Raw genomic sequence first — 23,315 nt, forward strand, 5'->3', positions numbered from 1 at the left:
TGTAAGTTATGTAATAGTAAAACCTGTGGCAATGATCACTTTTAAACATGATAGACACGGCAAAAGATTTAGGCGTTTGGATGGACCATCAAAGTGCCAATTTAATGGAGTTTACAACAGACCCTATTTCAACAAAAACAATTGAATCAAAATTCACACATGCAGAAAAGGAACAAACACTCGCAAAGAGCGAAAACCTCATGCATAATAAAGAGCAACATGAACAAGCGGATTATTATAGAGAATTAGGCGATATAATTAGAAATTATGACGAAGTGATTCTTTTTGGCCCTACTGATGCTAAAGTGGAACTGTATAATACGCTCAAGGACAACCCTCTTTTCGCCAAAATAAAAATTGAAGTTATAAACGCTGATAAAATGACAGAGAACCAGCAACATGCCTTTGTAAGGGAGCATTTTTCAAGGTATTAATGCCTTTTCTGTTTTCACAACTAAGGGCAAATTATATTCATTTGCTATTCGAATTTTCGAGGATTGTCATATTCAACTTTTTTCATGTTAAATTTCGCATAACTTAGGTCTCCTGTTTTCAACCTCCACAAAACTTCAAAAGCGGTGGGCACAACTACATTATTCATTTCTTTATACTTTGCCAGTTTGATTATCCATGTTTCTAAGTGCTCTTTATCCATATATCGTTTTGTTTCAAGCTGTATGATTTCGCCGGCATCATTAAACGTTACGACATAAAACAGGGATAAGCCATTATGGTTAAAAGTAAATTTAGAAGTATGTGTGTCGATCGCGGACCATTGTAAGTTTTCGCTGGGCAATAAATTGGTTGGGTATAAAACACTTTCACCAAGCCAGCGCAATAGCTCGCCCTGGTCAAATGTTTCGCCCCGGCCGTCTACCATATTATAAATGGATAAAAGCGAAACAACAAGCCTTCCTTTATCAGCAATATACATGTCACGCGCAGTAAACATCGTCGTAGAACCTTTCCAGATAAAACCCGGCTTTTCGGTAGTGGCATATTGCTCTCCATTTATGTTGATCCAGCCATTATTTGCTCCGGTTTTAAATTGCCCATCATGGGTCATTCTTACATAACTGATATAGGGCTGACCTTCTTTCAACACCAATTTAAAATATCGTTGCACGGGTTCGGGCAGGCCAAGTAATTGCTGATCACTAAATATTTTGTTGGAAATAGGCTTTGATTGTGAAAAAAGTGTTTTTACTTCTTTACTAAATCTGATCGATAAATTTATCCTGCCACCAATAAATAGCAAGATCAGGGATCCAAAAAGGGTGAGTGTAATGATCATCGGTTTTTTATATTTCACTGGGTTTAATTTTATATAGATTTCTAACTTGCGGCAACAACGCAACAAAAATGATGACGACCGCATAAAACATATAAAAGGTATGTAGCCAATGAATTGTCTGGAGATAGACCATTTCCATTTGTATCCACACGATCAGCGCAAAAGCGATATAAATTGTGTAAGTCCACACCCAATGCATATCATTAAAGAAATTTAACCTTTCTGCCCATTTTGATTCTATTTTCTTTAGCAGTGCAAATATTAAAAGCAACGGAGCGAATCCAAGAAATATGAATAAAAGAATTCCGGGTATCAGGAAGGTATTAAACGGTGAGTTATCCAACATGGACAATGGCATGGTTATTAATTTACCCGATGGAGAAATAATTAATAAGCCGCCACCGGCAACGGCTCCAAAGCCGAGCAGCGCCAGTAAGAACAATAGAATACTTAGGGTTGGTTTCATTTTCATGATCGTTTTTACATTGAATTAAGGGTATGTTTTAAATCTGACGTATAAACCAATCAACAGGCCGCCTAAGCGATACCGGTTCGGAATAAGTTTTTAAATAGCCTATCCGCAATATAAATTGTACGTTGTCGGTTATGCCGATTGATCGGTTTAATGATCCATAAGTTGCCGGTTCTTCTAATATCTGTGTCATCGGGTGCATTGCTATACCCTTATCGCGGACTTTTAAAAATAACCTTTGCATTTGTTTCCCCGTTTCAATCAAAGTTTCTACTGAATTACCTTTACTGCTGATCAGCATCCAGCCGGCGGATTGCGACACTTGTTTGATCACATTACTGATATTCTGTTCCCGGAATCCCTTTTCCATTACATTTGCCTTGCCGTAAAAATTTCTGACCACCCAACCGGGTATTCCTTCTATTTCCATTCCGGCAGTTGTAAGTCCATCGCGGTGTTTCTCAGCTTCTTTGCTCGAAAACCTTATCCAATCTGACAATTCCTTTTCGGCGATATCTCGATAGGATTGAAGTTTGTTGGCTTCAATAGTTTGTTCATTAATAAGAAGGTATTCTTCAGATGTATTGGGGATAAAATGAAACACATCTGGCTCTCCGTTTATTAAATAATTTAGATCTTCCTTTTTTAGTAGTTCATTACCATAATTCGATCTAACTGTTCTGCGAAGTTTGATTTTTTCAATATCATATTTAACGGTATTACCGTTTTTTTTCAACTTTACATTCATTATATTCTCATCCTGATTGGTATGGGCCATCATTGTAAACTGACAGTCATACCCCAGGTTATTGGCTGCATATTCAAGGTTCTGGACAAATGCACCAATTGATAAAATGGTTTCCCGTTGATACGGATCAACGCCAGGTAGCCACCTGCTTTTATCGTTACCAATTACCCAGTGGTAGGGTTCGATATATTTAATAAACCAGGGCTGCGTATTGTGCCCACTGGGAGCCAGGGAGGCCAAAAACAATATATGCCTTTCGTCTGGTTTCAGTGGTATTCCCTCTGTTTCCTTTGGGTCAATATCGGTACGTACAAAATTACTTTTATCACTAAGCAAATAATATGATCCACCTATAACAACTACTGTTCCTCCGGCAATCAGTAAAAATTTTCTCCTGTTCATTCTTTTGAATTTAAATCCGCGGTGAGGCAGATGCCATTAAAATCTAATCCAGGCTCAGGATGCAATTTCTCATAACTGATTTACTCGTAACCACTTTTGATAATGGTCTGGATCATCTTGAAACGTCCGTTCGGTTTAATATAATTTGACAAGTGTGCTGGAATGATGATGCCTTGGCCGGACTGCAGAATGTGTGCCACGCTATCTATCACAATCTCCGCCTGACCTTCAACGATCTGGGCAAAGGTGTCGAAGGGAGAAGTTTTCTCCGTTAATCCTTCGCCGCTGTCAAACGACATAATACTGATGTTGCCTGTGGACTTCTTGATGATCGTTTTGATCACCACTGAGTTCGGTACGTATTCAATGATCTCAACAATAATATGTGCCTTCCCCTTTTCAAATTCAGAACTGTGAGCTCTCAACTGGTCATTGTTGGTACCCATATGCTATAATCTAATGATGTTAAATATGGCGTAAAGGTGCATTTACCGGGATGGGAATGTATTACACAAATCTTTATATCTGTTACATCATTCACACATCGTTAAAGCGGAAATTTGACGTCGTTCCCACGAAGAAGCGTTACAGCTAAGCCCGGCGAATGAAATATGAAAACCATGTTTTGAGTTTATTATTCATTATGAAAACTATCAGGAGTTCCATTCCTTGTCTACGTAATCATAATATCTCCATATCCACAAGCGATTTAATTGTCCATTCATTAAAAATGTTCTACATCACTTATCAAAGCAATTCTCATCATAGTTATTACTAATCCCAAGTCTATCTTTATATTTAAGTTGGCTGGACTATTTTTTGATGCCGATCAACCACCTTATTTCAGTTTTATAACTTCTAAAAAGCAAATAGAACATGAAGCTTTACATCAAAAACATGGTATGCATCCGCTGCAAAATGGTAGTAAAGCAGGAACTTAAAAAACTATCACTACGCTACTTAGCCGTTGAGTTGGGTGAAGTAGAAATGATGGAAAATGTGTCTTTGATTCAGTTGGCGGACCTGAAGGCCGGATTGCAAAAATTCGGGCTCGAATTAATGGATAACAAAAAAAGTATCCTTATCGAAAGGATAAAAAAGGTTATTGTTGAATTGATCCATTATGCTGATGAGCCTGCTAAAGTAAATTTTTCAGATCACCTAAGCGAAAAATTAAACCACGACTATACTTACATGGCCAATTTATTTGCAGAGGTAGAGGGTGTAAATATTGAGCACTATTTGCCATGCCACATATCGCAGTTTTAATGACCTGCCATAACAGAAAGCAAAAAACCCTCAGCTGCCTGAAGTTGCTTTTTAAGCAAAAAGGACTTGGACAGGAATACACCCTCCAGGTTTATTTAGTAGACGTTGGCTCTACTGATGGAACAGGCTTAGCGGTAAAAATGAACTTCCCGATGGTAAAAACCATTATGGGTGGTGGTAACCTTTTCTGGAACAGGGGTATGCATACGGCCTGGGCAATCGCCGCCGAAGAAAATGAAAGAATTGATTATTACTTGTGGCTTAATGATGATACCGAGATTTATGGTAATGCGCTTCTATCATTGTTATCCGCTGCGGCGTTAACTAACAGTCAATCTATTATTTGTGGCTGTATAGAATCTCCTTTTAAACAAGGCGAACTTACCTACGGTGGTGGGAATATACAGGGTAACACACGAATTATGAATCACCCTAACACAGGAATAGTGTCATGTGACATTATCCATGGCAATTGTGTGTTAATACCCAGGTTTGTGTATAACAAAATCGGCAACCTTGATTGGAAGTTTACACATGCCATTGGTGATCATGATTATGGTTTAAGGGCTAAAAAAGTTGGGATATTATCATATACTACCGGTGAGTTTATTGCCGCTTGCGAGTACAATGAGAGTTTTCCCAAATGGCGACAATCGAAAGTTAAATTTAAAGATCGGATAAAAAACCTTTACTCGCCATTAAGCTATAGCCCTCCAAACGAGTTTTTTGCTTATGAAAAGAGGCATTTTGGAATATTGACAGCAGTGAAACATTTTTTGTCAATTCATTTGCGCCTGATATTGCCGGGCTTAATTAAATGATAGATTGATATAAAGTATCAAAGCATCAAAAATTAAACAAAACCCAATAATTAAAAATAGTTACCAATGAAAAAAGTTCTATTATCGGCGTTTGCTTGTGACCCAACACAAGGGTCTGAACCGGGGAACGGTTGGAATTGGGCAATAGGGTTATCCAAAAATGATTTTGAGGTATATTGCTTTACACGCGATGTAGGCCGGCCTCATATCGAAACGCTTGATGTGCCTGCTAATCTTTTCTTCCACTATATTGCATTGCCTTTACGCCTGGAATTTCTTTTTGGTATGTCAAAAGCAACTATGTACTTGTATTATATTTTATGGCAATGGCTTGCTTATCGCAAGGCAAAGTCATTAAATAAGAAAATAAGTTTCGACCTATCGCATCATGTTACCTGGGGGAGTGTTCAATTAGGGTCTTTTATGTATAAACTTCCCATACCTTTTGTGTTTGGACCGGCTGGCGGTGGCCAACAGTCGCCTGTTGCATTTAAAAAATACTTTGGGCAAAGTTGGAGTGTTGAACAAAAACGGGAAAAAGTTTCGCGGTTTTTAATGCGGTTTAATCCTGCCTGTAAAACCATGTTTAATGCTGCATCTGCTATTTGGGTATCCAACCCTGATACCGCGGCCTTAGTGAAAGAACGGAGCTCATCACCGGTACATTATACGCTGGATGCGGCTTTACCATTTTCATTTTTCCCCACTGAGTTTAAGCCTAAGATTTGCCGGGCTGGCACCCTTAGGCTTTTATGGGTAGGACGCCTGATGCCTCGAAAGGGAGTATTGTTGCTGATAGAAGTAATGAAGGAATTACAGCAATACCAGGGTATTACGTTAACAATGGTGGGTGACGGGGAACAAAGGGAAGCTTTGTTGAGCTCTATAAACGAAAAAGGTTTATCGGCAAGTGTAACGTGGAAAGGAAATGTGCCATTTGAAGAAATAAAGGCATTTTATGCCGGGCATGACGTTTTCTTTTTCGCGTCATTACGAGATTCCTGCCCGGCCCAGTTGGTAGAAGCAATGGCCTATGGAATGCCTGTTATTACTTTAAACCTGCATGGGCAAGCCATTATTGTAAACGATGAAACTGGATTTAGATGTGCTTGCAATGATCCGCAACAGGCTGTAAAAGAATTAGCCAAAGCTGTATTGAAGCTCTATCATGATCAGGACATGGTTACAACTATGAGTAAAGCTGCGCATGCTTTTGCATTAAAGCAAACCTGGGATAGCAAGATCCAAACCATTATTGCTGAAAGTTATCCAAATAACAGTTCTTAAAGTACTGAAATAAACGTAAAAAAAATCACAAACTAACAGCGATATAAAAGGATCAAAATCGTTTTGTTGGTTAACTAAACACTTATCACCTTTTAAAAATCAGCCTATGGATACTGCACCAATTTTAGTTTTTACATATAAAAGATTGGAATCTTTGAAACTTACCATAGCGACTTTGCAAAAAAATATTTGGTCTGCTGAATCAGATCTTTATATTTTTTCTGACGGGCCCAAAAGCGACAAAGATGTTGAACAAGTAATTAAAGTTAGAGAGTTTCTAAAAACCGTCGATAGCTTTAAAAGCGTTAAAATAAAGGAAGCCGCAATAAATAAAGGGCTGGCAAATTCAATTATAGATGGTGTTACAGAGGTGTTAGCGTTTTCTGATAGTGTTATAGTTTTAGAGGATGATCTGTTAACAACAACTAATTTTTTGAGTTTTATGAATGCGGCGCTGCTAAGATATAAAGATTCAAGTGCTGTATTTTCCGTCTCAGGATATTCGTTAGATTTAGGTGAGGATGAATTTCAAGCTTCCGATGTTTATTTTTTAAAGCGCGGATGGTCCTGGGGGTGGGCAACATGGAAAGACCGATGGAGTGAGGTTGATTGGCAAGTGAAGGACTACGAATCATTTAAGAGGGACAAAAAGAAACGAAAAGAATTTGCCCAGGGAGGATCGGACCTTAACAAGATGTTAAAAAATCAAATGAAGGGCTTGTTAGATTCATGGGCAATCAGGTGGTTTTATTACCAATATAAGGTTAAAGGGCTCACTTTATATCCTGTCAGGTCTAAGATTTATAACAATGGCTTTGATAATTTGGCGACTCACACAAACGGTTCAGATAAACGTTACCGACCAATTTTAGATAACGGGCAATCAGTTGATTTTAATTTTCCGGATACAATCTCAGTACATCCATATTACGATAAAAAGCTTTTAGTAAAACTCGGAATAAAAGCAAGGGTCATCTCTAAATTAGAAACTGTTATATTAATGATTAAAAGGATATTATGATTAAGTTGCTGTTAAAGTTACGGGATATTTACCTGGTAAATATAAAATGGCGTAATTATAAAATTGGGAAAAATTTTCATGCTGGCGCCCGGGTAAGATTATGGGCCAAAAGTCACCTTGAAATTGGAAGAAATTTCTATATAGGAAGAGATTCGCAAATTGAAACCAATTGTAAAATCGGTGATCATGTGATTTTTGGCAATAGGGTAGCACTGGTGGGGAGATATGACCACAACTTTCAGCAATTGGGGGTGCCAATAAGATTAGCTTCACAAATTAGAGATGCTGATTACAGTTGGAAGGGCTTATATGAAACCATCATAATTGAAGAGGATGTTTGGATAGGCTACGGTGTTATAGTGATGAGTGGCGTAAAAATAGGTGCCGGATGTATTATAGCTGCCGGCTCTGTAGTTACAAAAGATGTTGAAGCATATGCTGTATATGGTGGTAACCCTGCAAAAAAARTAAAAGACCGTTTCTCCACCCTAAATGAAAAAAATGAACATGTCGAGCTATTTAATTCCAAATTTAGATAAATAACACCTGGTCGTATTAACTATTAATTAATTAAGAATGTCTCACACTGATTTAAAGCCATCCCTTTTTAATACTTCTATTCTTTTTTTAATTTTTAATAGGACGTATTTAACTCAAAAAGTTTTCGATAAAATAAAATTAATAAGACCTAAGTTTTTGTATGTGGCGGCTGATGGCCCCAGGGCAAACAGGGCCGACGATGTAAAAAACTGCGCAGAAACACGAAAGATTATTGAACAGATTGATTGGGATTGCGAAATAAAAACGCTATTCAGAGAAAATAATCTTGGATGTGGGCCAGCAGTTCGCTCGGCCATTTCCTGGTTTTTTGAAAACGAGGAAGCTGGGATTATTTTGGAAGATGATTGCGAGCCAAACCAAACTTTTTTTTCATTTTGTGAAGAGTTGTTGATTAAATACAAAAATGAAGACGTTGTTAAGTTTATTGGTGGAAACAACTTCCAAAACGGACGCCAAAGAGGCCAAGGCAGTTATTATTTTTCACATTATCCGGCTTCATGGGGTTGGGCAACATGGCGAAGGAGCTGGCATATATTTAATCCTGATATAACCGAAGCTGCGAAAGAAATAAGAAAAGGAAAACTTAATTCTATCTTCAACTCACTACAAGAGAAAAAACATTGGTCGAAATCTCTTTATAAGGCAAGTAAGGAAAGTGATAACGTTTGGGATTTTCATTTCTATTATGCCATTTGGAAAAGTGGCGGCTTGTGTATTACACCTAACCAAAATTTAGTCATTAATTTGGGTTTTTTTAGCCAGGGCACTCATTACTTTCTGAAAGATTCTACCAAAACAAATGTTAAAAGTGAGACAATGATTTTTCCTTTGAAACATCCGGATAGTATAATGGTAGATAGGGAAGCTGACAAATACACATTTAATAATTTTTATAGTCATTCTAAACAGCGTGCCTTGAGACTATTGCGGGAGAATGATATAACCACAATTTTTACATACTTTAAAAAAAAATTTTTTAATTAATGACGAGTTAAAGAGAAAACGACTTATTTTACTATTGAAGGTTTGGACTATGATTGTAGTGATATTAACTCAAAAAAGTGCTTGCGCTAACATAAATGTTTAAGGCTTAAAATAATCACCTATACTTATCAGTTTAAATTGGCAACTTTTTTTTATTTTTAGCGTAATAAGATGCAACAAGTTTTTAAAACCAATACAATTCTTGGGCATTAATGTTTTATTGCAACTGACATACCGTTAAAAAATTAGTGACCATGCCTGACAATTTATCAACAGATAAAACTCGAAATGTTGATTCTGATTACCATTCGGAACCAGAAATAAGGGATGATCCGAATCACGTAAAGATAACAGTGGATGGGGGAGAAGGTACTTATCATAAAGGAGGGCTTATCTTGGCTATAGTAATCATATTTCTCTTAGGATTTTTAGCAGGTGCTTTAATATTTTAGCCCGATGGCTGTAGTGATTAGTTTATGTATAAAAGCATATAATTACAACTGATGGCCATATTTAGCAAGTTTTGGGTTCGGAGCGGTCGGAATTTCGAAAAATAGTGCTAACAAACTGATTACTGCAAAATCATTGTATATCATCTGGCGAACTATTGTTTTTTTTAATCCTACTTAATTTCATCGTATGATTTTTAGAATTTTCGCTCGCGCTATGTTCTCATTGAATGTAGTAGCTTTATTATTAGTTTCCTGTAAGAATGAAAATGCTATAATGGCAGGCTATATTGTAGCAAAAAGTATTGATGTTAAAAAAATTGTCTTAAATACAAATGCCTCAACAGTTCAATTTGATGCCCCTGCAGGTACAGATGTTACGATTGCATTGCAAGAAGCTTTAAATAATTACAAAGTTGTTAACATTAATAAAAGCTATATCATAAGTAATACGTTAACAATACCATCCGGCGTTACTTTAACAGGATGTGGGCTTAATAACGCAGTTTTAAAAGCAGCTAACACCCGAACAGGGTTATTAAATTCCCGGGGAATTTATATTGACCTAACTAACAAAACATCAGTTAACGTATGGGGAATAAAATTGCAGCCGGCAGATAATATGCTTAACCAATCAGGTTGGGCTAATGCAGTAATACTATTGTCCAATTCCAGCAATTGCTCAATCTACGGGAATAACTTCGATTTTTCTTTTCCATATAGTAAAGGCATGGATGCTGTATGGATCACGGGACCTTCATCAAATAACATTATCTCAAATAATTATATTAAAACTCTGGGAATAACTTATTGTGAAAATGGCGCATTCAATAATACTGTTCAGTACAACCAATTAGTTAACTCCAATGCCAATGCGTTAGGAGGTATTGGTAACGGAAGTAGCCCATGTATAAATAACAAAGTATTGAATAACACAATAGAGAATGCTGGAAGAATGGGAATAGAAGATCAGCAAAACGTTATTGGCACCCTTATAAGTGGCAACATAATTAAAGGAACCGGAAAATTAAAAGGGATAAATCCCGGAGAAGGATCAGGTATTTCAGCTGTTGCGATAAGTACCGTTGTTAAAAATAATAAAATTACAGATGCTAAAGATTTTTATATTGAAGTTGGTGGCAGTAATAAGGTAAGCGTGATTAACAACAATATATATGATACGGGCATATGTTCTGGAATATTTGTAAATTTTTTGGGTAATGCTATTGCTGACGTATCTAAAACAACAATTGTAAAAGGAAATACGGTTGTTGGATGTTTAAAATGCATAGAAACTTTTGGCAACACAACCACACAGTATGTAACTATTGACTCTAATACAATTGCCGACCCAATTTCTCATGCCATTAATATTGATGCCGGAAGTTCAATAAAGTCGATTATTCTGTTAAAGCGTAATAATATAACGTTCAATAATAAAACAAATTCAACCAGGTACGGAATATCAACTTACACCAGGACTATAAGCGGCCAGCAAAACTATACTTTTAATATTGATCATAATATTATCACTTACAAGGCTGCAGCCACCAAGGGTACTGGTTATGATAACAGTATGATTATTGCCTTTGACAATGCAGTTATTAGCTATAATACCATTAATGGATATACGGGTGGTTTAAACTATGGTGTTAGTAATAATGGGGCTATTACAAAAGGTGTTAGTTTTGTGGGGAATATAGTTAATCTAGCTATTTGGAATATTGCCCAATTCCCAAAGTGATAGTGTTTTAAGTTTGTGTTTATTAAATAAAATGTTTATAATCAAATACTTAAATATCGTAAAATAAGTAAACAGAGTGATGCAAAAATACCATCCCGTTTATTATGGTGCGCCGGGCACGGGCGCAAACTATAGGGCGAGAGTCCCGAACGCACCTTGATAGTGGGAAGCGTTAACCAAAGGCAAGGGTATGTCATACATTTGATATCTATGGCATACTTGCGTTAAAATCTATATTATCATTTACCATTGCCCACCTGATTTGAAAGTATTATTTTGAGAAACAAGGAGTTGGCGGATATTTTGTATGTATTGGAGAAATATTTTTTCAAATAAGTACATGAGGGCTTGCATGCTGTTGGGCTGCATTGCATTATTGTGCCTGGTAAACCGGGCCGGCGCGCAGCAGGCAGCCGTAATACGTGGCAGCGATTTTGGTAAACATAACCAGGTTTTTCTTGATGACTCTGTTTGGTTTTTTCACCCCGGCGAATTGCCTGTCAGTAAGCGGCCTGCAACCACCACGGCGGGCTGGGATACCCTGCGCCATACCGCCAAAGCGCCCAGGCAATGGGGGGGGATGGGCTGGTTCGGCTTGTGGCTAAAGGCCGATACCGGGCTGGTTAACAGAAAACTTTTCATCGCTATTAATCACGATGGCGCTTCAGAAATATTTATGGATGGTAAGCCGATAGGCGGCTATGGCAAGGTTGGCCACTCGGCACAGCAAATGGAGGCTATCCGCGCGCCAAGGGAACTGATCCCGCTTTGGTTTACCGATACCCGCCCCCACCTGCTTACTATCCGTTATTCAAATTTCTTTGGGGTTTACCCCAATTTTTGGGGCTTTCAGCTTTCCATTGGCGATTATGTAAAACGGGCCGAAAAAACCAGAGCGAGTAAACAGTTGCTTGATTATCTGCCCATGTTTGCTGCGGCGCAACTGATATTGGGCCTGCTGCATTTCCTGTTCTTTCTTTTTTATCCCCGGCAAAAACTTAACGCTTATTACGCGCTGTTTGTATTATTGGTAGGTATAAATGGCATGGCTGTTTACCTGTATTATTTAACGCCGTATCCATCGGTGCAATACCTTGCCGATTTTACAACCATTGCCTGCAAAGTGCTCATCATGTGGGCTGCGGTGTTGTTACTATACGTACTCAATTACCGCCAGGTACCCAGGTGGCGCATGATGGCCTTAAGCGGCATTACGCTATTTTACCTTGTAGAGTATATTTTAAAGTTTTGGATTTTCAAGTTTGCTACATGGGACGACTATTTTTACATAACCTATATTGTTTGCATGCTGGATGGCCTATGGTCGGCAGCCCAGGTTATTAAGCGGGGGCAAAAAGATGCCTGGCTTATTGGTATTGGCGTAGGCACAATAATATTGGTTTTTGTTTTTGCCTGGGATGATATGTTTACCATCTGGCCGTATGGGCTTAACTCCCTGCGTTTATTTGTAATGGGCGCGGGATCATTAGTTTTGCCACTTTGCTTATCGCTTTACCTGGCGCTTGATTTTGCGCGTACCAATCAAAGCCTTACGGCCAAACTGAGGGAGGTAGAAAATCTATCGGCCCGAGCACTTGCCCAGGAGGCCGAAAAAACGGAACTGATAGCCACCGAAGCCCGGCGACTGGAGCAGATTGTGCAGCTACGCACCGCTGAGCTGAAAGAACAAGCAGATAAGCTGCTGGAGTTAGACGCGGTAAAATCGCGCTTTTTTACCAACATTACCCACGAGTTTAAAACACCACTCACGCTGATCATGAACCCGGCTAAGGAGTTATTATATACGCCTGCCGCTGATACCAATAAAAATCTGCGGCTTATCATCAGCAATGCCGAACGTTTGCTGCAATTGATTAACCAGCTACTGGATTTAAGCAAAGTAGAAAGCGGCCTGATGGATGTAAACCTGGCGCCGGTAGATTTGGTTGCGCTTGTAAAATTGCACACCCTATCCTACGAATCGCTGGCTTTACGAAAGGGCATCACCCTGCATTTTACTGCCTATCGGCACGCTCTTTGGATTTTAGCCGACCGGGATAAAATGGATAAGATAATCCTTAACATCCTCTCAAACGCGTTGAAGTTTACCGTTGAAGGAAAGGTGGAAATTGTACTACATGAAAATGCCGAAGCAACTAACAGCACCTTCACCCTCACGGTACGAGATACAGGAAAAGGCATCCCGGCGGCCAAATTGCCGTACATTTTTACCCGCTTTTACCAGGCCGATCCGTCGGATACCCGGTCGGCAGGCGGTACGGGTATTGGCCTGGCGCTCACCAAAGAGCTGGTTGAACTGATGGGTGGAAAAATAAGGGCTGAAAGTACCGAGGGCTTGTTTACACATATGCGCATAGATATGCCATACCAGGCTGCTGAAGCGGTTACGGAACCTGTAGCGGAAACACAAACCGGCGAGGCATTTACGCCGGTATTTGATAAAGCTGAAACGTTGGCGACCGGTGAAGGCAGCCCGCTGATCCTGTTGATTGAGGACCATCATGAACTAAGGGAATTTATAAGGCAATCGCTGGCCGGCAGGTACCGGTTAATTACCGCGGCAGATGGTGAAGAAGGCATAGCCCTTGGCCTGCAACACATCCCCAACCTGGTTATTACCGACCTTATGATGCCTAAGGTAAGCGGTTACCAAGTGAGCGAAACGCTAAAAAAAGATGAAAAAACCAGCCATATTCCCGTCATTATCCTAACCGCCAAAGCCGACCTGGACAGCCGCATACAGGGGATTGAAACCGGGGCCGATGCTTACCTGGCCAAGCCCTTTGATCAGCGGGAATTGCTTGCTCTTATTGGAAACCTTATTGGTTTGCGTGAGCAATTACGCTTGCATTACAGCAACTGCGACCTGTGGCTTAAAGATGTGACTGCCCTACCCTCCATTGAACAGGATTTTATAGCAAGAATACGCCAGGCCGTTGAAAGCCACCTGAATGAAGAGGGTTATAGTGCAGATCAGCTTGCTACCGATATGGGACTTAGCCGCACACAATTGCACCGCAAACTTAAAGGCCTCATCGGCCAGGCTCCCGGCGAACTGATCCGCATTGTTCGCCTTCAATATGCCCATGGCCTGTTGGAGCGTCGCGTTGCCACCGTATCCGAGGTGGCTTATATGGTTGGTTTTGGCAGCCCTGCCAGCTTTTCGGTTAGTTTCTCGCGCCATTTCGGCTTTGCCCCAAGTAAGGTGGTAGAAGCCTAAACCTTAACAATTACCTTATAGCTTTTAAGCAAATTGATCCTTGCCGATAAAAAACGCAACAAAATCGAAAGGATTTGCAACATGCGCGAAAATGTATTTTGGATGGGGTATGTTTATTTGTGAAATGATTACGACTGTCTTATAACTTGTATTGGTACTGTTTAACGCGGTTTCAAATCATTTCACAAATATTCTTACCTACCTATGAAAAGCCTAAAAACAATCTTAGCAATACTGCTTACTGTGCAACTAAGCTGCCTGATATTTGTCGGATGCGATTTTAGTAAAGGCATTAAAAAAGATCTGCGCACCGGTTTATCGTTCAGCTACAACGGCTTTATCGTGCAGGACGTTTTATTGATAGATCCGGCTAATAAACGGATGACCGATAATAAAGTAAGCCTGAATACCAGCATAGCTATAGCAGCGCTCGGGCTAAACAATTATGGGCTTAAGGACGGAAAGGTTTTCCCGGGGATGATGCTGTTGGTGACCGATAAAAAGGGAACTCCCATACTTAAAGCCGACGACCTGTTTGCCGGCGACCAGGGCCACCCACCGGCGGCGGCCTCAGAGCTGCGCGGAGACATCACCATTGCAAGACCAATGGTAACCGGCGAAACCTATCATGTTAAAGTACACATTTGGGACAAGGTAAAAGCCGACAACGAATTAAATATCGACGCCGACCTGGTTGTACAATAAGTTATTATACCCTTAAAATTGGTAACCTTTTAAATTATTTACCATGGCCATTTTATTGCCGAGAAAACCGACCCTTATTTGCCTGTTAGTGCTGGGCCCCATTTGCGTGGTGGACGGCATTGTCAAAAAAAACACCCAAGAGATTCTGGCAATGTTGGCCGTATTCATATATGCCACAGTAACCCTGATTATGGACAGCAGAAAAAAGAAAAAGCTTATAAATAAAAAAGATAAGGAGTATAGAAGTTCATTATAGCATATGAAAAGCACATGGATCATATTAATCACGTTGCTGCTGATACCTGGTTATGGCGCTGGCCAGCAAACTACACCGCTGTGGCAAACCCTGCCGGTTGCGCCGCCAATGCCGGCAGCCGATAAAAGCGGATTGGCACCCGTGAATGATATAAAAATGTATTATGCCATTTTCAATAAAAATGGCAAAGATCCGGTCATTCTTTTACATGGTGGCTTTGGCAGTTCAGACATCTGGAGTTTTGAAGTTCCCCGGCTCATTAAAACACACCAGGTAATTATTGTGGATAACCGCGGTCATGGCCGGAGCACCATGTCTGATAGGCCTTTTAGCTATGGCTTAATGAGCCAGGATGTGTTGCAGCTTATGGACTTGCTACAGATCAAAAAAGCCTCCATTGTTGGCTGGAGCGACGGAGGCATTATTGGTTTCCTGCTCGCCATACACCATCCGGAACGAATCAACAAACTTTTTACGTTTGGTGCAAATTATAATAGTTCAGGATATAAGCCAGAACCCTCTGACACCTCAACGGCAGCTCGTTTTATGGAGCGTGCGAAAGCCAATTATCGCAGGTTGTCATCAACCCCCGGCAATTTTTCGGGATTAAGAAAGGCCTTAGGTAAACTTTATAGCAACGAGCCAAACCTTACAGCGGCCGAACTTATGATGATCAAAGCTCCTGTTGTGATTGCATTTGGTGAATACGAGCAATTCATAAAACGAGCGCATTTTGAGGAAATGGCTAAACTAATTCCAAATGCCCGGTTGGTCATGCTGCCAAATGTAAGTCATGGTGGCCCACTGCAAGATCCTACCCATTTTCACGAGGCAGTGATGAGATTATTTAAAGGAAATGAATAATTGCCAATTGCCGTGCCCATAAAGCTGGTACCCGATTAATGAACAATTGTTTGCCTGCATGGGTCCGGGCCCGGATGCAACAAAATCGAAAGAATTTGCAACAAACGCGAAAGTATTTTTCGGCCTATTTATGTCTCTTTGGGTTCCCGGCCAAGCTTCCTCACGGTTAACCGGGTTCGATTAATAATTAAACAACAAATACCTACTACCTATGAAAAAAAATTATAAATCCAGGATTTGCTGCTTTGCGGTGAATGCGTTAAAATTTACCAAATTAATTGTGGTTGCCGGCTTGCTGCTTTTTGCCGGCTGCGGTAAAGACTCGCCTCCTGCAACTAAAACGGACACCGGTACGGGTACGGGAACCGGCACTGGCACAGGAACCGGTACAGGCACCGGAACTGGTACAGGCACCGTTGTTGACACCCTTGCTGCCAGCAAAGTTGCTGTAACTGCTTTAGATGATGAAATAAATACTTTCATGACCACTTATAGCGTGCCGGCAGTATCTGTAGCCATTACCAAAGGAGAAAAGCTGGTTTATTTGAAAGCTTACGGCACAAGCGATAAATCAAAGGGTACCAAAGCTTTGATCAGCGATAGGTACCGTTTGGCCAGTCTTTCAAAACAGTTCACCTCCGTAGCCATCATGCGGCTGCTTGATCAGGGTAAGATAAAGCTGAATGACAAAGTATTTGGCGATGGTGCTATTTTGGGCAAAACCTACGGTACTAAAGCCTACGGCCCGCATATAACCGATATTACCGTTGATGAACTGTTGCATCATACATCCGGAGGTTGGACTAATGACGACAAAGACCCGATGTTCTCCAACCCCGCAATGACAGCCGCGCAACTCATCACTTGGACTTTAGATAACCGCCCGCTTGACCATGTGCCGGGCGCCAGCTATGCCTACTCGAATTTTGGTTACTGTATATTAGGGCGGGTGATAGAAAAAATTACCGGGCAAACCTATGAAGAAGCAGTGAAAGCATTGGTGTTGACACCTATAGGCATAACTGATATGACCATTGGCGGTAACACACTTGCACAAAAACTACCAAAAGAAGTTACTTATTACGGCCAGTATGGCGAAGATCCTTATGCAATGAATGTAAGCCGGATGGACTCGCACGGCGGATGGATTGCTACAGCTGCCGACCTGGCCAGGTTCCTGGTTTATGTTGATAAATTTCCGGTACGTAAGGATATCCTTACACCGGCTACCTTAAACATCATGTATACCGGCTCAACAGCCTATGCAGGTTATGGATGTGGTTGGGGCATAACAGGCAATAACTATGTTCATACGGGAAGTCTGCCCGGTACAGCCACAGAACAGGCCCGGCTGGATAACGGGTTTAACTTTGTGATTTTAACCAACACCCGCAGTTGGAAAACTAATTTCGACTATGACTTAGACCAGATATTCTGGAAGGCTTATGCTAAAAATCCAACCTGGGCTACCGACGATTTGTTTACTAAATAAGCTACGAGGCACCAGTTCAGGAAACAACACGGCCTTGAACGCGTTGGGCCGCCAATTGATATACTAAATGCATTTTAAGTTTAAATTAACAGGTTATGAAAGTTAGTAGTTTTAAGTTAATAGTAGTTTGTTTGTGCTGGTTGTACGGTTTTAAAGCCTACAGCCAGCAAACAGACACTGCCCAGGAAAACACGCAGATAAAGCAACTTATTAAAAATTACAAAGACGCCTGGAACCGCCACGATGCAAAAGGCCTTGCCGATAATTATACCGTTGATGCCACCTGGGTAAACTGGTTTGGTGCTTATTATAAAGGGCGGGACGATATTCAATTTCACTATCAGCAAGTACATACCACGTACTTTAAATCCACGCATTACTATACACGTGCAGTTGAAGATATCACCTACCCATATCCTAACCTGGCTATATCACATGTGCGTACAGGCTTAGATGGCGATGAACGGTTTCCTGGCCAAACGTTTGAGTTCCGGAGAATGATAGTACTGGTAAAACGCGATGGCGCTTGGAAGATACTTGCCGGGCAAAATGCCAAACTGGAAAAAGGAATAAAATAATTGAGATGTATAACGATTCTACTTCATTTAAACAAAAACTGAGCCGGGCATACCTATGGCTTGTTCCACCGGTAACCATGGCTATTGCTTTTGGCATAGGTTCGGTAAGTTATAAATTTTATTTACCCGTTTGGGGCTTAAATGCCTGTTTGATAATCTTCTCCGCATATAACCTTGGTGCACACCGGCTTTGGAAACAAAATGGAACAGGCAGGCAACAGGTTATTACCGCGCTGTTACTATTTATACCATGGTTGTTGTTTTCCATCTTTGCGGGCATGGGGCCGCCGCCCTCGTCATTGCAGGGCTGGGTTAACTCCGCTGCCGAACAGCAAACACGCTACACCATCCTTATAGCAGGCGGCATTTTACTTTTGTTGGGTGCCGCCCTGCTGAAAACGCGGTTACAGGAAGCAGGCGAAAACCTGTATTCGGTATTAGCATTTGCAGCGCTGAGCATAGCAATGCCCCTGTTTATTATCAATATGGCATTCTGGGGTTATTACCTTACCGATGCTTTCCGGCTGTTTGCTGCAAACCCGACTGCGAAACGCCCGGATTTGTACGTTGCCGTAAAGAGTTTATTTTATGTGATCAGTGTGGCCGAAGTTGTATTAATTTACCTGGGCACACTCTTTTTTGCGGTGGCGCTCAAAATAACGAGCGCACTCAGCAAACCTGCATTCCGTTGGTATATGGGCTGCAGTTTAATTGCTATTTTGTTGGAACTAATGCCTCCGTACTGGCCGGAACCTTTTGGTACAGGAGGCTACCTTGTGGCTATCCCGGCAATTCCATTTATTATGCCTTATCTGATTGGCATCAATTTGCTCAGGAAAAATGATCCACTGGGAAATTAGTAGATTAGAAGAAAGTAAAACCCATCGTAACATGAAAAGTGCATGGTTCATATTAACAGTTGTCGATCTTCAGAAAATCAATGCTCTTACCGTGATCGCCTTTGGTGAGTATGAACAATTCATAAAACGGGAACATTTCGAGGAGATGGCCAAACTAATTCCGAATGCCCGGCTGGTCATGTTGCCAAATGTAAGTCACGGTGGCCCGATACAAGATCCTGTCCATTTTCACGAGGCTGTAATGCATTTGCTTAAAGGGATTGAATAACTGGCGCTCAAATGAGCACGACGTGTTTTTGCATACAAAATAGTTTTACTATTGGGACATCGCGACTGTTGCTGAGAAGTGTTTATGAATACCGGTAGGTACATTTACAGATCATGCCCATTTCGAGTATGGCAAGGTATTTACCTCTTTAACTAATTCCAAGCCATTTACATCCGGGTAAAATCGTTCGATGTAGGTTTTAAATGCGAGTGTAACTTCAATGCTCTGCCATTCCATCATCGTCAGGCAAAGCTCCGGCCAGCGTTTCCTTTCCGACATAAAACCATATAAAGGCAGGTAGGGCGGTGCGAAATCAAAGGCGTTCTTAACCAGCTTATCATACCGCGCTTTTTCAAAGTTCCGTTTAAAATCCCGCACCAGGTTATAAGCGACGATATGTTGCCCCCCATACTTCACCAGATTTCCCAGCAACGGTGAGCCATCATCCCAAAAGAAAGTAAATAGGTAATCCCGAAACCCCTTTTCGGAGAGGTCGCACAGGTCAACACTGTAATAGGCATAAGCGGCCTTAAAGGTTTCCAGTGAGAAATCGTCCCGGTGTTTTTCAATGATAAAACTGATCACTTCATTTTCTTTTTTGACAGCCAGTTCCAGATCTGGCCCTTTAGCACCAACGCCAGGCACATCGAGGAAGAAACGGGGCTTGGAGAACAGGTCGAAATAATAGCTTTTAAAGTAGATGGTTTGCCGTTCATAGGTCACCATAATATATAGGGGATGGGTAGCCACCCCATGAAAATTCACCTGTTTCAGGCGGTCATTGAAATAGGTTTTATAACTGATCTTGTTCATTTGAAAAGAATTTAGAAAAAATAAAAAATATTTGAAAATATTTTTTGACTGGTTTTGGTACGGTTTGACACATGAGCAATCCCCAATAATAGAAGATCAGCAACAAACCCTGTCAAAGTAAGCGAAAACGCTGCATTGCCATTTAAATGCAAAGCTAATCATAAGTTATGATATATTTTAAGTCGTCATAACATTATTTTATATTCGTATATTCGATAAGCAGATACGCCTGCAAAATTCACTGACCTCCTGAAATATCCGAGCAGCCAGCAGAAGGCAAAGGCGGCTAAAGAATATTTTTTAATGATTAAGCACACTATTTATGACGGCAATCGAATTAATTACCAAAGAAGATCTAAAACAGTTAGAAAGTAGACTGTTAAGCGCGATCAGTGCGCTCGTGCACCCCGAGGGCGGGGCAAACCAAAGCAAGAAATGGCTGAAAAGCCAGGAGGTGCGGAAACTATTGAACATTTCACCGGGTACCCTGCAAAACCTTCGAATCAATGGCACGCTCAATTATACCAAGATCGGCGGTATCCTTTATTACAAATTGGAGGATATAAACAAATTATTAGAGGGAGGTCAGCAATGATACCGGCAGCAAGTCATTGTAAAACCATGGAGTACGGCAAATGGATCAGGTGCATGGCAGTGGACAGCAGGTTGCTGCCCACTCATGTCAGCCTGTTCACAGGATTGTTTGCTTGCTATGGGCGGGGCGGGTTTGAAAACCCGTTTTCCGTTAACCGGAAAACGCTGATGGCGTACAGTAAGATCGCATCGATAGCCACTTATCACAAGTTCATCCGGGAATTGGATGAGTTTGGTTATATCCACTACGAACCGTCTTTTCATCCAACCAAAGGCAGTTTGGTTTACTGGCCGCAATGGTCAGGTTGAGTTATAGAGATATAAAATATCTGTATAACCCTATATCTCGATATACAGTTATAAAGATATAAAATCTCCCGGTACATTGTGCCAGGAGATTTAGTAACCAGCGATTTAACAATATTTTTCTAACAAGTCTTGACATGACAATATCGTAATCCTAATGAAGCTTTACAATTTGAACGGCGATTTGAAAACCGGTTACAATGTAACCGGTAACCGTTATCCCGCCGCAAAGACGGCTCGTGTAACGCGGCTGCTTATCCAAATGATAAGCAATCGCAGTTTTTGTAACCCAAAAACCAGATCGATACCTGCGGTGTCGGCCTTAATACAGGTAAAAACGCAGTTTTTACAAACAGCGCTTGTCCAAACACGAAAGCGTTCGGAGCAAGCGGAAGTTGGGCAGAGCCCTACTTTGCTTGCCATTTGCGCTGCAAATGGGGTTTTGCGTATCCTCCGGGGATACTTTACCGCGTTTTTACCGGCAAAAGAAAAGAAAACGGGATACTTGGCGGTATCCTGTATTTATATATAAAGGCATATAGGTTTATACTATACAGCCTTAGGCCAACAAATGAAATGATTGATGGAAGATATTAATGTAAGATCAGTAAGATACCCTGTTGTGGTTGACCAGAAGTTTGAAAAGATCGCACTTAAACTAGGGCGCACAAAGCGCCAGGTCTTTATTCAGATGGTAGACTATTTTTATAAAAGCAAGAAAGATCCTTTAGACCTGAATGATGAGCTGTTAAAAAGTACGCTGATGAAGAACCATCAGCAGTATATTGGTTTTATCAGGACACAAGAAAATATGCTGCTCATCCCCATCAAAACAGGGATGGATAGGGTTTCCGAATCACAGCGAAAGATCATCGATCGTTTTAATTCCGAAGTGCTGCAGCATAATGTAGATGTGTTAAATAACCTGCAAAGCCACGCTAAAGCGTTCGGGGAAGTAGCCCGCGTAATGGATGCGATCTTGAAGGTTATGAAAAGTAAGGAAACTCTGAAAGAACAGTTTCTTTTTATTCTGGATGGTTATATCAAGTCAAGGGATGCTTTTGGCCTGATGACACCCGGCATGGAAAAAGAAGAATTAATTGCCATCACCAAAGAACAGGTCAGGTTGCTATAATGGTTTAATAATTTAATTCCTCCTTTAGGGGGGTAGGGGGTTTATGTTTATCAATATTACCGACAGTAAAGAAGCAGCCAGCAAAGGGAGCAGCGGCAAGCTGGTACATTATCTTGAAAAAGAGAACCGGCTTGAAAACAAAGAGAAACCCGAATACTGGTTTAACGGCCAGCAGATCAGGATCGAGCCTTACGAGGTTATGCGGAAGATCGACAGCAATATCGCCAAGCTGGGTAAGGACGATGCCAAATTCTTTTTGCTCAATATCAGCCCGAGTCAAAAGGAGATCGCCTTTTTAAAGGAACAATACGGCGAGGACGGTGTCAAAGACCAGTTGAAAGGATTTGCGGTCAGGGTGATGGATGTTTATGCCCAAAACTTTAAGCGGGATGGCATTGACAGCCACGAAGACCTGTTATGGTTTGCCAAACTGGAAAACTACCGCTATTATACCCATAACGACCCCGAGGTCAAACAGGGTATCAAAAAACGGGGCGACTGCAAAGAGGGTGAACAGATGCATGCGCAGGTCATTGTCAGCAGGAAAGATGCCTCCAATACGGTCAAGCTCAGTCCGCAGAACACCTCAAAGGGAAAAAATGTGGAGCATTCCAAAAAGATGGGCCAGTTTGACCGGGTAGCATTTAAACAAAGCGGGGAAAGCCTCTTTGACAACCTGTTTGAATTTGACAGGCAGCTAAAAGAAACGGTGGCCTATGCCAATGCACAGAAGAACGGCAAACTGGCAGACCGAGTGCAGATGAGCACTTTGGAATTGGCAGCATCCTGGCTTAGTCCTGGCAGCGGCAGAAATGAAGAGTGTGAAGTAGACGAGGGAGCAGACATTTCTGAAGATCAGCTGGATATGGAATTGGCACCGGGTATTCAACAACCCACAGCTACCAGCCAATGGTATGACAGATTTATCGGCCCCATTAACATCAACATTAAAGACGATGTGGATGACGAGGCCATACACGGCAGGAAAAGGCATCGTAAAGCGAAAGCAAAGACAAATACGCGGTAAATAGCTAATTACTTCGTTAGGATAAAATTTTTGTACAAAAACCACATTTAGGGGAAAATTTTTGTATAAATGTGGATTTTACACGATATTAGGATAAAATTTTTGTTGCGAACCATTAACAAAA

At 41.0% G+C, this 23,315-nt stretch carries 27 protein-coding genes; 22 read left to right on the forward strand and 5 right to left on the reverse strand.

Annotated features, from left to right (window positions below; all coding sequences use genetic code 11):
• Positions 1-47 precede the first annotated feature (47 nt).
• Positions 48-434: a hypothetical protein gene (locus tag AC1DQW_RS10495; protein ID WP_477454035.1), complete on the forward strand. Its 387-nt coding sequence runs from the start codon at positions 48-50 to the stop codon at positions 432-434.
• A 44-nt stretch (positions 435-478) separates the two neighbouring features.
• On the opposite strand, the gene AC1DQW_RS10500 is transcribed toward AC1DQW_RS10495, so the two are convergent.
• From AC1DQW_RS10500 to AC1DQW_RS10515, 4 genes are all read right to left on the reverse strand, one after another.
• Positions 479-1,312 carry a DUF6544 family protein gene (locus AC1DQW_RS10500; protein WP_477454036.1) on the reverse strand — a complete coding sequence of 278 codons (834 nt, stop codon included), beginning with the start codon at positions 1,310-1,312 and terminating at the stop codon, positions 479-481.
• On the reverse strand, positions 1,302-1,766 hold the full coding sequence (locus tag AC1DQW_RS10505) for a hypothetical protein (protein ID WP_477454037.1): 465 nt from the start codon (positions 1,764-1,766) through the stop codon (positions 1,302-1,304). Before AC1DQW_RS10505 ends, AC1DQW_RS10500 begins: the two co-directional genes overlap by 11 nt.
• A gap of 31 nt (positions 1,767-1,797) precedes the next feature.
• The gene (locus AC1DQW_RS10510; protein ID WP_477454038.1) at positions 1,798-2,916 is read right to left on the reverse strand and encodes an Acg family FMN-binding oxidoreductase; all 1,119 of its coding nucleotides are present in this window, start codon (positions 2,914-2,916) and stop codon (positions 1,798-1,800) included.
• 80 nt (positions 2,917-2,996) lie between these two features.
• Positions 2,997-3,362: a cupin domain-containing protein gene (locus AC1DQW_RS10515; protein WP_477454039.1), complete on the reverse strand. Its 366-nt coding sequence runs from the start codon at positions 3,360-3,362 to the stop codon at positions 2,997-2,999.
• 430 nt (positions 3,363-3,792) lie between these two features.
• On the opposite strand from AC1DQW_RS10515, the gene AC1DQW_RS10520 reads away from it, so the two are divergent.
• From AC1DQW_RS10520 to AC1DQW_RS10595, 16 genes are all read left to right on the forward strand, one after another.
• Entirely contained in the window at positions 3,793-4,185 is a 393-nt protein-coding gene (locus tag AC1DQW_RS10520; RefSeq protein WP_477454040.1) for an AraC family transcriptional regulator, read from the forward strand.
• A complete protein-coding gene (locus AC1DQW_RS10525) occupies positions 4,164-5,006 on the forward strand; it encodes a glycosyltransferase family 2 protein (protein ID WP_477454041.1) in 843 nt (280 codons plus the stop codon). The genes AC1DQW_RS10520 and AC1DQW_RS10525 overlap by 22 nt, the downstream gene beginning before the upstream one ends.
• Positions 5,007-5,072: 66 nt before the next feature.
• Positions 5,073-6,293: a glycosyltransferase gene (locus AC1DQW_RS10530; protein ID WP_477454042.1), complete on the forward strand. Its 1,221-nt coding sequence runs from the start codon at positions 5,073-5,075 to the stop codon at positions 6,291-6,293.
• Positions 6,294-6,399: 106 nt separating this feature from the next.
• Positions 6,400-7,314 (forward strand): glycosyltransferase family protein, encoded by a 915-nt coding sequence (locus AC1DQW_RS10535; RefSeq protein WP_477454043.1) that lies wholly within the window; start codon positions 6,400-6,402, stop codon positions 7,312-7,314.
• Positions 7,311-7,853, forward strand: coding sequence for an acyltransferase (locus tag AC1DQW_RS10540; RefSeq protein WP_477454044.1), 543 nt, complete (start codon positions 7,311-7,313; stop codon positions 7,851-7,853). Before AC1DQW_RS10535 ends, AC1DQW_RS10540 begins: the two co-directional genes overlap by 4 nt.
• Positions 7,854-7,890: 37 nt before the next feature.
• Positions 7,891-8,859, forward strand: coding sequence for a nucleotide-diphospho-sugar transferase (locus AC1DQW_RS10545; protein WP_477454045.1), 969 nt, complete (start codon positions 7,891-7,893; stop codon positions 8,857-8,859).
• Positions 8,860-9,113: 254 nt separating this feature from the next.
• Positions 9,114-9,311: a hypothetical protein gene (locus tag AC1DQW_RS10550; RefSeq protein ID WP_477454046.1), complete on the forward strand. Its 198-nt coding sequence runs from the start codon at positions 9,114-9,116 to the stop codon at positions 9,309-9,311.
• A 187-nt stretch (positions 9,312-9,498) separates the two neighbouring features.
• A complete protein-coding gene (locus AC1DQW_RS10555; RefSeq protein WP_477454047.1) occupies positions 9,499-11,052 on the forward strand; it encodes a hypothetical protein in 1,554 nt (517 codons plus the stop codon).
• Between the two features lie 340 nt (positions 11,053-11,392).
• Entirely contained in the window at positions 11,393-14,293 is a 2,901-nt protein-coding gene (locus AC1DQW_RS10560; protein ID WP_477454048.1) for an ATP-binding protein, read from the forward strand.
• Positions 14,294-14,497: 204 nt separating this feature from the next.
• Positions 14,498-14,998 carry a hypothetical protein gene (locus AC1DQW_RS10565; RefSeq protein WP_477454049.1) on the forward strand — a complete coding sequence of 167 codons (501 nt, stop codon included), beginning with the start codon at positions 14,498-14,500 and terminating at the stop codon, positions 14,996-14,998.
• Positions 14,999-15,041: 43 nt separating this feature from the next.
• Positions 15,042-15,254, forward strand: a complete 213-nt coding sequence (locus AC1DQW_RS10570; RefSeq protein WP_477454050.1) for a hypothetical protein — start codon at positions 15,042-15,044, stop codon at positions 15,252-15,254.
• Positions 15,255-15,257: 3 nt separating this feature from the next.
• Positions 15,258-16,118: an alpha/beta fold hydrolase gene (locus tag AC1DQW_RS10575; protein WP_477454051.1), complete on the forward strand. Its 861-nt coding sequence runs from the start codon at positions 15,258-15,260 to the stop codon at positions 16,116-16,118.
• Positions 16,119-16,329: 211 nt separating this feature from the next.
• A complete protein-coding gene (locus AC1DQW_RS10580; RefSeq protein ID WP_477454052.1) occupies positions 16,330-17,610 on the forward strand; it encodes a serine hydrolase domain-containing protein in 1,281 nt (426 codons plus the stop codon).
• A gap of 95 nt (positions 17,611-17,705) precedes the next feature.
• A complete protein-coding gene (locus tag AC1DQW_RS10585) occupies positions 17,706-18,188 on the forward strand; it encodes a YybH family protein (RefSeq protein ID WP_477454053.1) in 483 nt (160 codons plus the stop codon).
• A gap of 5 nt (positions 18,189-18,193) precedes the next feature.
• Entirely contained in the window at positions 18,194-19,048 is an 855-nt protein-coding gene (locus AC1DQW_RS10590; RefSeq protein ID WP_477454054.1) for a hypothetical protein, read from the forward strand.
• Positions 19,049-19,079: 31 nt separating this feature from the next.
• Positions 19,080-19,316: an alpha/beta fold hydrolase gene (locus AC1DQW_RS10595; protein ID WP_477454055.1), complete on the forward strand. Its 237-nt coding sequence runs from the start codon at positions 19,080-19,082 to the stop codon at positions 19,314-19,316.
• Between the two features lie 111 nt (positions 19,317-19,427).
• On the opposite strand, the gene AC1DQW_RS10600 is transcribed toward AC1DQW_RS10595, so the two are convergent.
• Entirely contained in the window at positions 19,428-20,129 is a 702-nt protein-coding gene (locus AC1DQW_RS10600; RefSeq protein ID WP_477454056.1) for a hypothetical protein, read from the reverse strand.
• A 322-nt stretch (positions 20,130-20,451) separates the two neighbouring features.
• Here AC1DQW_RS10600 and AC1DQW_RS10605 point away from each other — a divergent pair, with 322 nt between their 5' ends.
• The 5 genes from AC1DQW_RS10605 to AC1DQW_RS10625 all read left to right on the forward strand — a co-directional run bounded on the left by AC1DQW_RS10605 (position 20,452) and on the right by AC1DQW_RS10625 (position 23,191).
• Positions 20,452-20,724 (forward strand): helix-turn-helix domain-containing protein, encoded by a 273-nt coding sequence (locus AC1DQW_RS10605; protein WP_477454057.1) that lies wholly within the window; start codon positions 20,452-20,454, stop codon positions 20,722-20,724.
• Positions 20,721-21,032, forward strand: coding sequence for a hypothetical protein (locus AC1DQW_RS10610; protein WP_477454058.1), 312 nt, complete (start codon positions 20,721-20,723; stop codon positions 21,030-21,032). Before AC1DQW_RS10605 ends, AC1DQW_RS10610 begins: the two co-directional genes overlap by 4 nt.
• A gap of 154 nt (positions 21,033-21,186) precedes the next feature.
• On the forward strand, positions 21,187-21,561 hold the full coding sequence (locus AC1DQW_RS10615) for a hypothetical protein (protein WP_477454059.1): 375 nt from the start codon (positions 21,187-21,189) through the stop codon (positions 21,559-21,561).
• 51 nt (positions 21,562-21,612) lie between these two features.
• Complete coding sequence (locus AC1DQW_RS10620) at positions 21,613-22,164, forward strand: BfmA/BtgA family mobilization protein (protein ID WP_477454060.1); 552 nt, start codon at positions 21,613-21,615, stop codon at positions 22,162-22,164.
• Positions 22,165-22,207: 43 nt separating this feature from the next.
• Positions 22,208-23,191 (forward strand): DUF5712 family protein, encoded by a 984-nt coding sequence (locus AC1DQW_RS10625; protein ID WP_477454061.1) that lies wholly within the window; start codon positions 22,208-22,210, stop codon positions 23,189-23,191.
• The last annotated feature ends 124 nt before the right edge of the window (positions 23,192-23,315 follow it).

Source organism: Mucilaginibacter sp. P5_A4, assembly GCF_056400605.1.

Coding starts and splice junctions, on each gene's coding strand:
- AC1DQW_RS10560 (WP_477454048.1), top strand. CDS start 11,393: ATGAGGGCTTGCATGCTGTTGGGCTGCATTGCATTATTGTGCCTGGTA.
- AC1DQW_RS10585 (WP_477454053.1), top strand. CDS start 17,706: ATGAAAGTTAGTAGTTTTAAGTTAATAGTAGTTTGTTTGTGCTGGTTG.
- AC1DQW_RS10625 (WP_477454061.1), top strand. CDS start 22,208: ATGTTTATCAATATTACCGACAGTAAAGAAGCAGCCAGCAAAGGGAGC.
- AC1DQW_RS10570 (WP_477454050.1), top strand. CDS start 15,042: ATGGCCATTTTATTGCCGAGAAAACCGACCCTTATTTGCCTGTTAGTG.
- AC1DQW_RS10505 (WP_477454037.1), bottom strand. CDS start 1,766: ATGAAAATGAAACCAACCCTAAGTATTCTATTGTTCTTACTGGCGCTG.
- AC1DQW_RS10575 (WP_477454051.1), top strand. CDS start 15,258: ATGAAAAGCACATGGATCATATTAATCACGTTGCTGCTGATACCTGGT.
- AC1DQW_RS10535 (WP_477454043.1), top strand. CDS start 6,400: ATGGATACTGCACCAATTTTAGTTTTTACATATAAAAGATTGGAATCT.
- AC1DQW_RS10520 (WP_477454040.1), top strand. CDS start 3,793: ATGAAGCTTTACATCAAAAACATGGTATGCATCCGCTGCAAAATGGTA.
- AC1DQW_RS10595 (WP_477454055.1), top strand. CDS start 19,080: ATGAAAAGTGCATGGTTCATATTAACAGTTGTCGATCTTCAGAAAATC.
- AC1DQW_RS10590 (WP_477454054.1), top strand. CDS start 18,194: ATGTATAACGATTCTACTTCATTTAAACAAAAACTGAGCCGGGCATAC.
- AC1DQW_RS10565 (WP_477454049.1), top strand. CDS start 14,498: ATGAAAAGCCTAAAAACAATCTTAGCAATACTGCTTACTGTGCAACTA.
- AC1DQW_RS10580 (WP_477454052.1), top strand. CDS start 16,330: ATGAAAAAAAATTATAAATCCAGGATTTGCTGCTTTGCGGTGAATGCG.
- AC1DQW_RS10545 (WP_477454045.1), top strand. CDS start 7,891: ATGTCTCACACTGATTTAAAGCCATCCCTTTTTAATACTTCTATTCTT.
- AC1DQW_RS10615 (WP_477454059.1), top strand. CDS start 21,187: ATGAAGCTTTACAATTTGAACGGCGATTTGAAAACCGGTTACAATGTA.
- AC1DQW_RS10610 (WP_477454058.1), top strand. CDS start 20,721: ATGATACCGGCAGCAAGTCATTGTAAAACCATGGAGTACGGCAAATGG.
- AC1DQW_RS10600 (WP_477454056.1), bottom strand. CDS start 20,129: ATGAACAAGATCAGTTATAAAACCTATTTCAATGACCGCCTGAAACAG.
- AC1DQW_RS10550 (WP_477454046.1), top strand. CDS start 9,114: ATGCCTGACAATTTATCAACAGATAAAACTCGAAATGTTGATTCTGAT.
- AC1DQW_RS10495 (WP_477454035.1), top strand. CDS start 48: ATGATAGACACGGCAAAAGATTTAGGCGTTTGGATGGACCATCAAAGT.
- AC1DQW_RS10555 (WP_477454047.1), top strand. CDS start 9,499: ATGATTTTTAGAATTTTCGCTCGCGCTATGTTCTCATTGAATGTAGTA.
- AC1DQW_RS10620 (WP_477454060.1), top strand. CDS start 21,613: ATGGAAGATATTAATGTAAGATCAGTAAGATACCCTGTTGTGGTTGAC.
- AC1DQW_RS10605 (WP_477454057.1), top strand. CDS start 20,452: ATGACGGCAATCGAATTAATTACCAAAGAAGATCTAAAACAGTTAGAA.
- AC1DQW_RS10510 (WP_477454038.1), bottom strand. CDS start 2,916: ATGAACAGGAGAAAATTTTTACTGATTGCCGGAGGAACAGTAGTTGTT.
- AC1DQW_RS10525 (WP_477454041.1), top strand. CDS start 4,164: ATGCCACATATCGCAGTTTTAATGACCTGCCATAACAGAAAGCAAAAA.
- AC1DQW_RS10515 (WP_477454039.1), bottom strand. CDS start 3,362: ATGGGTACCAACAATGACCAGTTGAGAGCTCACAGTTCTGAATTTGAA.
- AC1DQW_RS10530 (WP_477454042.1), top strand. CDS start 5,073: ATGAAAAAAGTTCTATTATCGGCGTTTGCTTGTGACCCAACACAAGGG.